The organism is Microbispora triticiradicis (genome assembly GCF_005864065.1).
GTDB lineage: Bacteria > Actinomycetota > Actinomycetes > Streptosporangiales > Streptosporangiaceae > Microbispora > Microbispora triticiradicis.
Window position 1 is genome coordinate 404,961 of record NZ_VANP01000001.1, and the last position, 13,772, is coordinate 418,732.

A 13,772-nucleotide genomic window follows, 5' to 3' on the forward strand; every position below is an offset into this window, starting at 1 on the left:
GCCCCGGCCGGCGCACGGTGGTGCGGCCGCGCCGGCGCCGTCGAGGTGCACGGCCCGGAGGCGGCGCGCCGCGCCCTGCCCTGGTGGTTCAGGTTGTCCACGTTCGCCCAGGTCCCCCGCCCCACCGGCTGTACCGGGCCTCATGCCGGGTAGGCGTGCGTCTCCGTGGCCTTGACGGCGGCCCAGACCTCCTGGCCGGGGACGAGGTCCAGGTCGGCCGCGGCGGACGGCGTGACGTCGGCGGCGAGCGGGATCGGGCCGTCGAGGTGGACGCGGACGTTGTCGCCGTGCCGCTCGATACCGTCGATCACTGCCTTCCACAGGTTCCGGGGGCTGCCGTCGGGGCGGGTCCGGTAGAGGGCGACGGCGGACGGCGGAAAGGCGACGAAGGCCGGGCCCTTCAGGCGTTCGGCGCTGCTCAGGCGGACGTCGCCCACGGTGACGTGGGTCCCGTCGGCCTCGCCGCGGTAGAGGTTGAGGCCGACGAGGCGGGCCACGTAGTCCGTACGCGGACGGCGGGCGATCTCGGCGGGGGCGCCGGTCTGCACGACGGCGCCGTTCTCGACGACCACAAGCCGGTCCGCCAGGACCATCGCGTCGAGCGGGTCGTGGGTGACCAGGATCGTCGCGCCGTCGAAACCGGCCAGGTGACGGCGCAGCTCCGACCGGATCTCCAGCCGGGTGTGCGCGTCGAGCGCCGCCAGCGGCTCGTCCAGCAGCAAAAGGCGGGGCCGTACGGCAAGGGCGCGGGCGAGGGCGACCCGCTGCGCCTGGCCTCCGGACAGGCGCCCGGGGCGGACGCCGGCGAAGTCGGCCAGGCCGACGCGCTCCAGCAGCCCGGCGGCGATCCGGCGGGCGGCGGCCCTCCCGACGCCCTGGCACCGCGGCCCGAAGGCGACGTTGTCCAGGGCCGTCAGGTGCGGGAAGAGCAGGTAGTCCTGGAAGACGACGCCGATTCGGCGGTGTTCCGGCGGCAGGTGGTGCACCTCGGCGCCGTCCAGCACGATGCGCCCGCCGCTCAGCGGCGTGAGCCCGGCGAGCCCGCGCAGCGCGGTGGTCTTGCCCGCGCCGTTGGGACCGAGCAGGGCCACCACCTCACCGTCCGGCACGTCGAGTTCGGCGTCGAGGCGGAAGGCGGGGCGTTCGACGACCAGGTGGGCCCGCAGGCTCATGCCGATCCCACCCAGCGGTCGCGCAGCGCGGCCAGCACGATCACCGAGACCGCGAGCAGCACCAGGCTGAGCACGATGGCGGCGTCCGGATCGGTCTCCAGGGCCAGATAGACGGCCAGCGGCATGGTCTGCGTACGGCCAGGGAAGTTCCCGGCGAAGGTGATGGTCGCGCCGAACTCGCCGAGCGCCCGGGCCCAGCACAGGACGGCTCCGGCCATGACGCCGGGGGCGATCATGGGCAGGGTCACCCGGCGGAAGACCGTCCAGCGTGAGGCGCCGAGGGTGGCGGCGGCCTCCTCGTACCGCTGGTCGGCGGCGCGCAGCGCCCCCTCCACGGCGATGACGAGGAACGGCATCGCCACGAACGCCTCCGCGAGGACGACCCCCGTGGTGGTGAAGGGCAGGGAGACGCCGAAGGCGTCGTACAGCCAGCGCCCGGCGAGGCCGCGCCTGCCGAGCACCAGCAGCAGCGCGACGCCGCCGACGACCGGCGGCAGGACGAGCGGCACGGTGACCAGCGCGCGCAGCAGCCGCCTGCCCGGCAGGTCCGTACGGGCGAGCAGCCAGGCCAGCGGCACGCCGAGCAGCAGGCAGATCACGGTCGCGACGGTCGCGGTCACCAGGGACAGCCGCAGGGCCTCGATCATCCGCGGTTCGGCCAGCCGCTGGGGCAGGGCCGGCCACGGCGCGCGCACCAGGAGCCCGGCCAGCGGCAGCACCAGGAAGGCGAGCCCCGCGAGCGCGGGCACGAGCAGCGCCCACGGCATGCGCGCCCGCGGGCCCCGCGCTCGTACGGGCCCGGTCACGGCGCCTGGAAACCGGCCTTGGTCAGCACGTCCCTGCCCCGCCGCGACAGCACGAGATCGACGAACCCCTTGGCCAGATCGGACGCGGGCGCGGTGCCGAGCGCCGCGATCGGATAGTCGTTGACCGCCTGGGCGGCTTCGGGGAAGTCGATGCCCGTGACCTTCCCGGCGGAGGCGATCACGTCGGTGCGGTAGACGAGCGCCGCGTCGACCTCGCCGAGCTCGACCTTGGTGAGCGTCGCCTTGACGTCCTGCTCCAGGGTGACGGGGGTGACCTTGAGGCCGGCCGCGTCCAGCGCCTTGACCGCCGCGGCGCCGCAGGGCACCTGCTCGGCGCACAGGGCGACCTTGACCTTCGGGTCGGTCAGGTCCTTGAGCGACTCGACCTTCGCCGGGTTGCCCGCGGGGACCGCGATCTGGAGCGTGTTCCTCGCGAACACCGCAGGCGCGGAGGCGGTCGGCCCCGCGTCGGTGACCGTCTTCATGGTGGCCGGGCTGGCGGCGGCGAAGACGTCGGCCGGGGCGCCCTGGGTGATCTGCTGGGCCAGCGTCGCGCTGGAGCCGAAATTGAAGGTGACCTTCGTGCCGGCGTGGGCGCTCTCGAACCGCCTGCCCAGCTCGGTGAACGTCCCGGTCAGGGACGCCGCGGCGAACACGGTGAGCGACCCGCCTTCCCCCGGCGTGGCGGTGTCCGCCGGGCCGGTGGAGGAGCCGCACGCCGCCAGGCAGGACACCGAGGCGAGGACGGCGGCCAGGGAGAGACGCTTGAGCACGACCGGCTCCTTCTAGTGACTCGCGACGCGCGCGTTGTCCGGGATCTCGACGACGACGTTGGTGGACTTGACGACGGCCACCGCCATCACCCCCGGCTCCAGCCCGAGCTCGTCGGCCGCCCGCCGGCTCATCAGGGAGACCACCCGGAACGGCCCGGCGGCGATCTCCACCTGGGCCATCACGGAGTCTCTGATCACCTCGGTCACGATCCCGCGCAGGCGGTTGCGCGCCGAGGAGACCCCGGTGCGCTCGTCCTCCTCGGTCTGCGCCCTCGCGAACGCGGCGAGGTCGGTGCCGGCGATGACACGGTGGTCGTGCTCGTCGCGGTGCGCGGGCAGTCGGCCACCGTCGACGAGACGCCGTACGGTGTCGGCGCTCACGCCGAGCACCGCGGCGGCTTCGCTGATCCGGAACATCGTCACAGACGACACCCTACGCCGCAGTTGCGGATCGCAGCGTCTCAGTAGGATTGCAATATCGACCTCATTGAGGGCCTGAGTGTCGCATCTGCGAGGCTGATTCAGAGCTGCGGCGCGATCCGGTCGACGCACCAGTAGAGGCTCACCGCCACGATGGGGACCGACATGGCCGCCGTCACCCAACGAGCGGCGGAGGTGCGGCGCAGCAGCGCCAGCACCGGGAAGAGCACCGCGATGATCAGGAGCTGGGTCGCCTCGATCCCGGCGTTGAAGCAGAGCAGCGACAGGAGCAGCCCCCACGATCCCTTCTCCTCGATGTCCAGCGCGCTCGCGAAGCCCAGTCCGTGCACCAGGCCGAAGGCGAAGACGATCGGCAGTCGCCATCCGCCCAGTCTGTCCTCGTCGCGGCCCAGGAGGTTGGCGACCGCCACGACGATGATCGACACCGCGATGACCGGCTCGACGATCTCCGCGGGCACGTCCACGACCCCGAGCGCCGCCATGAGGAACGTGATGCTGTGGGCGGCCGTGAAGGCGGAGGCCGCGACGACGACGTCGCGCGGGCGGCGGGCGCCGATGATCAGGGCGAGCAGGAAGAAGACGTGGTCGAGGCCGGACAGCAGATGCTCGGCGCCGAGTAGGAAGAACTCCCCGGCCTGGTGCGAGGCCCGGTGCTCGCCGACCCGCAGCGTCGGATTCCCCGCGGTCAGCACCGCGGAGCCGGTCGTGCCGTCGAGCGTGTACCGGACGATCGTCTGCGTGCTGTGCACGAAGCTCTCGGCGTCGGGGAAGAGCGCGCTGGAGACGGTGTGCCCGCCCCCGCCCTCTCCCGCGCAGCGGTAGGCGAGGGTCACCACCGCGAAAGCCACCCCGTCGCGGTCGCGCACGTCCGCGTCGCCCACGGAGGTGGGTGTGCACGGCGCGTCGCCGTACGCCACGGCGAATCGGCGCGTGACGTAGTCGGCCACCGCGGCGTGGTTCTTCTTGAGCTGGCGGAGTTGCTCGGCCCGTTCCTTCGCGTCGTACGCCTCGGCGTACAGCCAGGCCGACTTCATGAGGAGGTCGTACTCCAGGTCGAGCACGACTCTGACGTCCGCACCCGTTCCGGTCACCGTGGCGTGCGCCTTCGTGGTCACGTCGTGCGCCGACGCCGGGGCGGCGGACACCATCAGGACGCCGAGAACACAGGCGAGGGCACAACCGAGGACACAGGCGAGAGCGAGGACGGCGGCGGAGAGCCGGCGCCTGCGGGACATGTCTCGTTCTCCAGGATTCGAGCGGTTGAAGGGGGAAGGGCCGCCCCGGGCGCTCCGCCATGAGGCGGTGCCCGGGGCGGCGGTCACGGATTACTCAGCTCTGCCTGTGCTGGAACCAGTGGTAGAGGGGCGAGTCCGGTCCCCACTTGCCGGGGCGGCCGTGCTCGTCCTTCGTGACGAAGACGCTCGGCTCGGAGGCGGTCACGCCGCCGCCGGTGGAGCGTGCGGTGACGAACCAGGCGTACGCCGTGTCACCCTTGAGGCGGTCCCAGGTCACCGAGGCGACCTGACCTGACGCGACCGTGCTCGTGCCGATGACCCGGGTGGGCTTGTAGATCGCCAGCGAGTCGGTGGTGAAGCTCGTCGTACGGGTGGTGAGGTCGATCGGGAGCACCATGTTGTCCTCGCGCCCGTCGTAACGGCGCAGCGGGTCGAACTCACCCGCGCCGAAGTCGTTCAGCAGCGGCGAGTAGGTGTCCACGGTCAGCTCCGCCCGCTTGACGTCGAACTGCAGCAGCCGGAAGAAGCTCGCGCCGAACTGGAGCTGGTCGTCCGGGTTGTACCCGCCGACCTGCGTGAGCCCGAGGCGGTCGGCCGAGACCGTGTAGAACTGGTAGTCGGCCAGCAACTCGACGACGCCGTTGCCGACCTGGCCCACCTTCGGCTTCACGTTCGTCCCCACGCCGTGCTCGTGCCCGGCGAGGATGAGGAAGACGTTCGGGTTCTTCTCGACCACGGTCTTGTAGAGCATCGAGCCGTCGGGCGCCGAGAATCCCGCGCCGCGCCCGTCGGGGTTGGTGCTGGGCACGAGGTAGTCGTGCGAGAGCAGGATGCCGTTGCGGCCGGGGAACCGCTTGAAGACGGAGTCGGCCCACTCGGCCTCCTCCCGCGTGACGCCGTACGACAGGCCGACCACGACGAAGTCCAGCCCGCCCGCGGAGAACAGGTCGTAGTGGTTCTGGTTGTCGCCCTCCTTCCACGGCCCGCCGTACTCCGCGTGCTGCCAGCCCTGCGCCGCCGTCTGGTAGCGGCCGGGGCCGTAGTACTTGTTGTAGATCGCCTCCGGCCCGTTCTCGGTGCCCGACTGGTTGTCGTGGTTGCCGGCGATCACGCCGTTGGGGATACCCGCGTCGTCCAGCACCTTCTGCTGCTTGGACGACACCTCCAGCTCGCCGGCGACCTGCCGCTGCGTGGCCTCGTCGGCGGGCTTGCGGATGTTGTTCTCGATGATGTCGCCGGTGTGCGCGACGTAGGAGATCTTCCGCTGGTCCCTGTTGCCCTTGATCCAGTTGACGATCCCGGCGTACGCGGACTCCCACACCGCGCGTTCCTCGGCGGTCTCCTGCTCCACCGCGCCCTCCGACAGGTACTGCGTGTCGGTGAAGTGGACGATCGAGAAGTCGTACGTGGAGGGGTCGGCGAAGCCGTTCGGGTCGCCCGGGTCGATGTCGTCGGCGAACGGATCCTCACCCGTCACCATCACGTGGACCCGCTGGCCGTCGACGTACTCGTCGCCGACGACGGCGCTGAGCGTGGTCCGGCCCTCGGCGGCGCCGCGTGCGCTCGTCAGCAGATCCCACGCCCCGGTCCCGGTGTTCCAGGCCCGCAGCGACACCAGGCGCTCGGGGTCGATGACGCCTTCCCAGCGCAGGACCGGGGTGTCCACGTGGCCCTTCACCTGGATGTCGTACCGCTGGTAGGTGAGGTTCCGTCCGGCGGGCGCGTCGAGTGTGACGCCGTCGGCGGGCTCCAGGCCCGCGGCCTTGACCTTCTTCTCACCCGGCACCTGCAAGGTTGTCGGGACGGCGTCGGCGACGCCCTGGTACGCCTGGTTCGGTGTCAGGATGTCGGCTTCGGAGAACGTCGCCCTGACCCGGCCGCCGCCGGGCTCGGCCACCTTCGCCGAGAGCGTGACGGTGCCCGGCACGTCGGCGGTCCCGGACGCCGGGGTGAGCTCGGCGGGGACGTCCGGGATGCCCGCGGACTCGAACGCGATCTCACGGGTGGCGGTGTTGCCGAGCGAGTCGGCGCCGGTCACGGCGAGGGTGTGCCTGCCGGGCGGCAGACCGGGACCCACCCGGGTGCCCAGCGCGATCGGCCGGCCGTCGAGCGTGACGTCCGGCCCGGACACCACACCGGAGGCGTCCTCCAGCGTGACGTCCAGCACGACGGAGGCGGTGATCTTCTTGCCCGCGGCGGGGACGCTCGTCGCGACCTCGGGCGCCGTGTTGTCGGTGACCAGTGTGCGGGTGGCCTTCTCGCCCGTGGTCGAGATCGCGGCGAGCGTGTGCCTGCCGTCCTTGATCGCGGTGGTGTCGAGGTCCGCGCGCAGACCGGCGGCGGGCGCGTCCACGAGGAACTCGAGATCGATCTCGGTCAGCAGGTTCACGTTGTCGCCGCAGTTGCCGTCGCCCATGCTGTAGGAGCTCTTGAGCATCTGGCCGCTCGCCGTGCCCCGCACCGGGGTGAGGGCGATGTTCGAGATCGCGAAGTCGTCGCGGTTGTTGCCGCATGACGTCGGATAGGTGCCGGTCACGAAGTCGATCGTGTTCCAGCCGGGCACGAGGTACTCGTTCGGGAAGGTGAAGTCGACCCGCCGGCTCACGAAGTCGCCGTCGAGCACGACCTTCCGCCCGTTCACGAGCACGTAGTTCTGGTAGCGCGCCTCGATCGAGTTGGTGCCCACGGTGAAGCTGAGGGTCGCGTCACCCGAGCCGAGCGTCTGGACGACGTGCACCGCCGGGGCGTCGATCGTGTAGTGCAGTTCGACCTCCCGGAGGGCGGTCTGGCCGCTGCCGCAGGTGCCGTCGCCCATGTCGTAGGACGGCTCGATGTCGTGACCCTTCACGGTGGCGCCGTCGAGGGCGAGGTCGAGGTTCGCGATGGCGAAGTCGTCGCGGTCGGTGCCGCAGGACGCCTTCCAGTCGCCGGTCACGACCTTGATCGTGTTGTCTCCGGGCACCAGGAACCGGGCCGGGACCGCGACGGTGACGCGCCGGCCGGCCCAGGAACCGCCCAGGTCGACGCGCTTGCCGTTGACGAGCAGGAAGTCGTCGTACTTGTCCTCGATCCCGTCCGCGCCCACGTCGAAGCCGAACATCGCCGCGCCGTTGCCCAGCGTGGCCTTGGCGGCGGGTTCGGCACCGTCGACGGTGAGGGACGAGACGCCGCCCGCGCCCGCGGCGGGCACGGTCGCGGACACCGGCGTGGTGCCCGACACCAGCGTGCCGTCCGTGGGCAGCAGCCGGGGCGCCCCGGCCGGGGCGTTGTTCACGGTCACGGCGTTCTTGACGGTGGCCCCGGACGCGGTCGTGGCGGTGATGGCGTGCTCGCCGTTGGCCAGGGTCGTGGTGTCCAGGTCCGCCGCCAGACCGGTCGTCCCCTGCGGGTCGCCCTTGACGAAGAACTTCAGCGCGGCCTGCTTGAGCAGCGCGGTGTTCGAGCCGCAGTTGCCGTCGCCGAAGGACAGGGTGTACGGGTTGTCCTCTCCGTCCGCGACCTCGCCGAGCAGTTCGAGGCCCACGTCGGAAAGGACGAAGTCGTCGTAGTTGACGCCGCACGAGCTCTGGACGGTCCCGGCGAAGATCTCGATGGTGTTCTCGCCCTTGACGAGGTGTTCGTTCGGGATCTCGATGGTCGCCCGCTCGTTCACGAGATCGCCGATGTCGGTCCGGTACGCGCCGTTGACGAGCACGTAGTTGTGGTATCGCGCCTCCGTCGAGTTCGAGCCGACGTCGAAACGGAGCCGGGACACGCCCACCGTACGGGTGGCGTTCAGGGCGTCGCCGTCGACGGCGAGTCCGGTCACGCTGTCACCGGCCGTGGCCGGGACCGCCGCGACCTTGACCAGGCCTTCGAGGTACGAACCACCGGCGGGGCTGAGCGTCGGCGGGGTGGGGGAACCGGTCGGCGCCGGGCTGGGACGTCCGCTGCCCGCTTTCGCGGGGTCGGGGTCGGCGTGCGCCGTGGTCACGACGGCGCCGGCGAGCAGCGTCGCGACCGTGGCGATCACGGCGGCCACGGCGAGACGCCCTCGCCGCCGCACGCCTCCCAGCAGCTTTCTCGCTGCCACTGGCTGCATCTGGTGCAGTCCTTCCATCACGTTCGATAAGACGCCGATAAAAAACGGCGTGGTCTTCGAGCGGTCACAGTGGTTTTCGCGAGTGAACGAAGTGCGTGAAGGGACTGAAGTGAAGACGAACTATCGCCTCATTCTGTGCACATGTCACGAATCGGGAACAAGTGCGTCACATCGCCCGTAATCTCACAAATGGCGACCACTACGTGAAATTTCGGGCATGCACTCGTGACGCCGCGGTCGCTCTCCGTACGCCGGCCGGGCTCGATCACGACATAGGAACAGTGCCGCGCGCGGGGGCTCCGGGCCGCTGACAGACGGGACCGGGCGCTCTAAGATCGCCGCCCATACCCGGGCGTCGCGCGCATCGGCGCCGTCCGGGCGACTGGAAAGGCGGGCTGTTCCTTGACCCCCGACATATGGCCGGCGCCGACCGCGGAAGACCTGTCGTCATTACCCCTCGAATCCCTGCTGACCAGGGAGTACGAAACGAACCCGGCACATGTGCACGAACGCCTGCGCGCCGCGTACGGCCCGGTGGCGCCGATCGAGCTGCACGGAGTGCCGGTGTGGTTCGCCTTCGGGTACGACGAAGTGCGCTACATCATGCAGAACCCGGACGAGCTCTGGAGTAAGCACGTCGGCAACTGGCGGGCGTTCGCCGAGGGCCGGATTCCCGCCGACTGGCCGCTGATTCCCCTCCTGTCCGCCGACAACTCGGGCTTCCACGACGGAGACCGGCACCGCCGTCTCCGGGGCGCGTGGATCGCGGGTCTGCTGGAGTTCCAGGAGCCCGGCGGGGAGCACACCCAGAAGTTGGAACGCGCCATCATGAGGCACTGCGACGACCTCATCGGCGTGATGACGGAAGGCATGCCCACCGGCTGGGCGGACCTGGCGGCGCAGTACGGGCGGCCGCTGCCCCTCCTGGTCGCCAACCACCTCCTCGGCGTCACCATCGAAGCCGGCGAGGAAATGGTCATGGATCAGTGGCGTCTGCTGGACGGCCCCGACGCCGCCGGCGCCTACCAGCGCCTGAACGCCGCCCTCCTGGAACTGGCGACGCTCAAACGTCACCAGCCCGGCCACGACCTGCCCTCCGCCATGTTCGCGGCCGATCCCGCGCTCACCCCCGAGGAGGTGGCTCGCGAGCTGTTCATGCTGTCCGGCTTCCTCGACTTCACCGGCAGCCTGATCTGCAACGTCCTTCTCGAGGCCGTCGGCAACCCGGACCTGCGGACGTCGGTGTCGTCCGGGCAGATCGAGGAGCTGGTCAACCGCGTCGCCCTGCTCAACCCGGCGCTGGCCAACCTGACCTTCCGCTACGCCAGGGCGAGCGTGAAGCTCGGGCGGTTCACGATCGCCGCCGGAGACCCGGTCATGCTGTCCATCTCGGGCGCGCACGCCGATCCCCTGTTCGCCTCCGCCCTGAACCGGAACACGGTACGCAGCACCCGGGCCCATCTCGCCTGGGGCGCCGGCCCGCACAGATGCCCAAGCCAGCGGCTCGCCACCCAGATGTGCACGATCGCCGTACGCCGGCTGCTCGACCGGTTCTCGGTGCTCACGCCGGCGACCCCGCTTAATCAGCTGCCCTGGCGGCCCTCCCCGTTCATCCGCGCGCTGCGCTCCCTGCACGTGCGGTTCGAGGTCAACCCCAACGCCGTGCCCGTGTCCCGTCCCGGTCCGGCGACCGCCGCCCAGGAGCCGCCGCCGGAGGAGACGAACGCCGGCGAATGGCGGCCGTCCTCCCGTTCCGGCTTCTGGACGTTCCTCCGGAAGCTGCGCCGCGGCCAGTGAGTCACCGGCCCGCGGGGCCGTCCCCGGCGGGCAGGGAGGTCGCGCTCCGCGCCTGTTGCGGCAGCAGGAGCCGGGGCTCGCGCGGCACCGGTTCCGGCGCCGTACGGGGCAGGCTGATGGTGAAGGTGGCCCCGGCTCCCGGCAGTCCGTCCACCGTCATCGTGCCGCCGTGCGCGTCCACCACCTCGCTCACGAGAGCCAGGCCGATGCCGAGGCCTCCGCTGTGAGGCGCGCCGGCGTGCCGGGCGAACAACCGCTCGCCGTCGCGCGGATCCAGGCCCACCCCGTCGTCCCGCACGCTGAGCTGGACCAGATCGGGCCCCGAACAGATCGTCACCCAGATGTGCCCGCCCGAGGAGGTGTGCCGGAGCGCGTTGTCCAGGAGCGCGGAGATCACCCGGCGGAGCGCGGACTGCGCTCCGCGCACGACGTGGTCGCCCGGCCCCCGCCGCACGTCGATCGTCACCCCGCGCTGCCCTGCGCGGGCCGCCTCGGCCCCGGCCGACTCCTCGGCCAGCGCGGCCAGGTCGACCGGCCCGGACGGCCGGTGCTGCCTGAGCTGGCTCGACAGCAGCAGGTCCTCGATCACCTCGCCGAGCTGACCGATGCCCGTGACCAGCCGGTCGAGGTCGCCCGCGACGAGGCCGGGATCGGGTTCCCGGCCCAGGCGCCGCGCGGCGAGCTGGGCGCGGACGTGCAGGCGGGCCAGCGGACTGCGCAGCTCGTGGCTGACGTCGGCGGTGAACCGGCGCTGCCGGTCGAGGGCGTCGCCCAGCGGCGCGATCGCCCGGCGGGCGAGCACCTGGCCGATCAGCAGCGCCGCCAGCAGGGACGCGACCTCGGCGGCGCCGAGGACCCGCAGCAGCCGCTGCCGCTCGGCGGTCTGGTAACGCAGGTCCTGCACCGCCTGCACCGGCACGTCGCCGCGGAGCTGGGTGTGGACCAGCAGGTCACGCCCGGCGAGGCGCACGAGGCCGGTCCGCGTCCTCCCGTCGGCGGCGACCGCGTCCAGCGTCGCGCGGATCGGCAGGATCGACGGCGCCCCGGGGGAGCTCCGCATGGTGCCGCCGCGCAGTTCGAACAGCCAGACGCAGGGCGGGGGCTGGGCGAGCGGGGCCGCCTGCGCCGCGACGGCGAGGTCCCGCCGGGCGCCGACGTCCTGCCCGTGCGCCACGGCCCAGTAGACCACCGCGCCCATCACCGCCGTCACCAGGCAGAACACGCCCGCGATCTGCAGGGTGATCCGGCGGCGGGCCCGGATCAGCAGGCGCCGCTCCGGGTCGAAGGGCCGCCGGGGCGTCACAGCTCGCCCAGGCGGTATCCGACGCCGCGCACGGTGCGTACGACGCCCGGGCCCAGCTTGTTGCGCAGGTAGTAGACGTAGGTGTCCACGATCGACTCGGTGCTGGCGCCGTCGAAGACCCGCTGCCGCAGCGAGGAGCGCGTGTGCACCTGCCGGGGGCGGGCCGCCAGCGCGTGGAGCAGCCAGTACTCCCGGCCGGACAGCGTCACCTGTTCGCCGGACGGCAGCCGTACGGTGCAGGACCCGGAGTCGAGCCAGCCGGCGCCGAGCGGCAGCAGCGTCGCCTGGTCGAGGTTCCTGCGGTGCAGGGCGCGGACCCTGGCCAGCAGTTCGTCGATCTCGAACGGCTTGACCAGGTAGTCCTCGGCGCCGGCGTCGAGCCCGGTCACCCGGTCGGCGACGGCGCCGAAGCCGGTGAGCATCAGCACCGGCACGGTGACCGCCTGGCGGCGCAGCCGCCTCAGCAGATCGAGCCCGTCGACCACGGGGAGCCCGCGATCGATGATCATCACGTCGTAGCCGCGGCTCAGTCCCAGATGCAGGCCCCGCTGCCCCTCCAGTGCCAGGTCGACCGTGTATCCCTGGTCGCCGAACACGTCGGCCAGCATGTCTCCCAGCTCGCGGTCGTCCTCCACGAGCAGCAGGCGACGGGAGCGCGGTTCGGATGTCCCCGATATCCGTGCCACTGGAATACCGTGGCACCAATATCGCGAAATATCCAGACTTTGGGACGTCGCTCCGGCTCCCGCCCCCCGCCCTTCTGCGATTTCTTCGCGTTTTCCCTGGCCGCCTCCCGAGCGGAACGTGAAAGTAGCTGAAACCGTTTTCTCAGGCGGCCGCCCGTTCGCGCCCGGCCAGGCTCTCCGCCTCCGCCGCCTCCGCCCGCTCGATGCGCTCCGGAAGCGCCAGTTTGTACAGCGGCAGGGCGCTCGCCGTGGTGAGCACGGCCACGAGGACGAGCATCGCGAAGAGCTCCTGCGTGATCATGCCCTGGGCCAGGCCGATGTTGATGAAGATGAGGATCATCAGCCCGCGGGCGTTCATCATCGCGCCCACGGCCCAGGACTCGCGCCAGCCGAAGCCCAGCCCTCTCGTCGCGAGGGAGCAGCCGAAGTACTTCCCGCAGAAGGCCGCGGCCAGGATCACCGCGAACGCCAGGAGCGCGGGGCCTCCGGCGATGCCCGCGAGATGGGTGTTCAGCCCCGAGAAGGCGAAGAAGACGGGGAGCAGCAGGGTCGAGACGACGTCCATCATCCGGCCGTGCAGGGCGGCGCGGAACGCCGGCTCGCGCGGCATGGCCAGCCCGGCGATGAAGCCGCCGAACACCGAGTAGACGCCGATCGCGTCGGTGATGTACCCGGCGGTGAGCGGCACCAGGACGACCACGTAGACGGCGCCGGCGCCGAACCGCCCGGTGCGGGCGACCTGGCGGCCCAGGGGGCGCAGCAGCCGGGCGACCACCCCGAGCATCACCGCCGCGAACGCCGCCGTCAGGCCGATCGTGCGCAGCGTGTCGGACGGGCCGCCGCCCAGATGCACCGCCGACAGCGCCGCGAGCAGGCACCACGCCACGGCGTCGTCGATGGAGGCGGCCAGCAGGGTGAGACGGCCGACACGCGTGTTCTGCAGCCCGCGCTCGTACAGGATCCGCGCGAGCATGGGGAACGCGGTGAGCGACAGCGCTCCCCCGAGGAACAGGGCGAACTCCCACCGCCCGACGTCGGGGCGGGAGAGCCGGTCCCACAGGAGGAGCCCGGCACCGAGGCCGAGGACCATCGGGGAGCCGATTCCCGACGCCGCCAGCGCGCTCGCCTTGCGCAGCTCGCCCGGCGCCCGGGCGTCGTGGTCGATCCCGGCTCCGACGAGGAACATGTACAACGTCAGGCCGATGGTGCTGAGCACGTACAGGATCGGCCTGACGTCGGCGGAGAACAACGCCGCCTGGGCGTCGGGGAACAGCGCGCCGAACAGCGTCGGCCCGAGCAGGACGCCGGCGACCATCTCGCCGACGACGCGCGGCTGCATGACCATGGTGGCCAGCCGGCCGCACACCGCCGCGGCCAGCAGGATGACGGCCAGGGCCGGCAGCACCTTGAGAGCGAGTGCGAGGTTGGGGTCGGTGGCGGGTGCGGCCGCCAGGGGAAGGGCCGGAACGAGCATGACA

At 71.7% G+C, this 13,772-nt stretch carries 10 protein-coding genes; 1 reads left to right on the forward strand and 9 read right to left on the reverse strand.

What is annotated here, in order from left to right; genetic code table 11:
* Positions 1-140: 140 nt before the first annotated feature.
* From FED44_RS02005 to FED44_RS02030, 6 genes are all read right to left on the reverse strand, one after another.
* Complete coding sequence (locus FED44_RS02005) at positions 141-1,172, reverse strand: ABC transporter ATP-binding protein (protein WP_111700396.1); 1,032 nt, start codon at positions 1,170-1,172, stop codon at positions 141-143.
* Complete coding sequence (modB, locus tag FED44_RS02010) at positions 1,169-1,939, reverse strand: molybdate ABC transporter permease subunit (protein WP_138459898.1); 771 nt, start codon at positions 1,937-1,939, stop codon at positions 1,169-1,171. The genes FED44_RS02005 and modB overlap by 4 nt, the downstream gene beginning before the upstream one ends.
* A gap of 35 nt (positions 1,940-1,974) precedes the next feature.
* Entirely contained in the window at positions 1,975-2,751 is a 777-nt protein-coding gene (modA, locus tag FED44_RS02015) for a molybdate ABC transporter substrate-binding protein (RefSeq protein ID WP_138459538.1), read from the reverse strand.
* A gap of 12 nt (positions 2,752-2,763) precedes the next feature.
* Positions 2,764-3,174, reverse strand: coding sequence for a TOBE domain-containing protein (locus FED44_RS02020; RefSeq protein WP_111700393.1), 411 nt, complete (start codon positions 3,172-3,174; stop codon positions 2,764-2,766).
* A gap of 98 nt (positions 3,175-3,272) precedes the next feature.
* Positions 3,273-4,427, reverse strand: a complete 1,155-nt coding sequence (locus tag FED44_RS02025) for a HupE/UreJ family protein (RefSeq protein WP_138459539.1) — start codon at positions 4,425-4,427, stop codon at positions 3,273-3,275.
* Positions 4,428-4,521: 94 nt separating this feature from the next.
* On the reverse strand, positions 4,522-8,508 hold the full coding sequence (locus FED44_RS02030; protein ID WP_138459540.1) for a metallophosphoesterase: 3,987 nt from the start codon (positions 8,506-8,508) through the stop codon (positions 4,522-4,524).
* A 402-nt stretch (positions 8,509-8,910) separates the two neighbouring features.
* Between FED44_RS02030 and FED44_RS02035 the strand changes: the two genes are divergently transcribed.
* Positions 8,911-10,305 carry a cytochrome P450 gene (locus tag FED44_RS02035; protein ID WP_138459541.1) on the forward strand — a complete coding sequence of 465 codons (1,395 nt, stop codon included), beginning with the start codon at positions 8,911-8,913 and terminating at the stop codon, positions 10,303-10,305.
* Position 10,306: 1 nt separating this feature from the next.
* On the opposite strand, the gene FED44_RS02040 is transcribed toward FED44_RS02035, so the two are convergent.
* The 3 genes from FED44_RS02040 to FED44_RS02050 all read right to left on the reverse strand — a co-directional run bounded on the left by FED44_RS02040 (position 10,307) and on the right by FED44_RS02050 (position 13,768).
* Entirely contained in the window at positions 10,307-11,608 is a 1,302-nt protein-coding gene (locus tag FED44_RS02040; protein WP_208758789.1) for a sensor histidine kinase, read from the reverse strand.
* Positions 11,605-12,294 (reverse strand): response regulator transcription factor, encoded by a 690-nt coding sequence (locus FED44_RS02045; RefSeq protein WP_208758790.1) that lies wholly within the window; start codon positions 12,292-12,294, stop codon positions 11,605-11,607. Before FED44_RS02045 ends, FED44_RS02040 begins: the two co-directional genes overlap by 4 nt.
* A gap of 142 nt (positions 12,295-12,436) precedes the next feature.
* Positions 12,437-13,768 carry a cation:proton antiporter gene (locus FED44_RS02050; protein ID WP_111700389.1) on the reverse strand — a complete coding sequence of 444 codons (1,332 nt, stop codon included), beginning with the start codon at positions 13,766-13,768 and terminating at the stop codon, positions 12,437-12,439.
* Positions 13,769-13,772 lie beyond the last annotated feature (4 nt).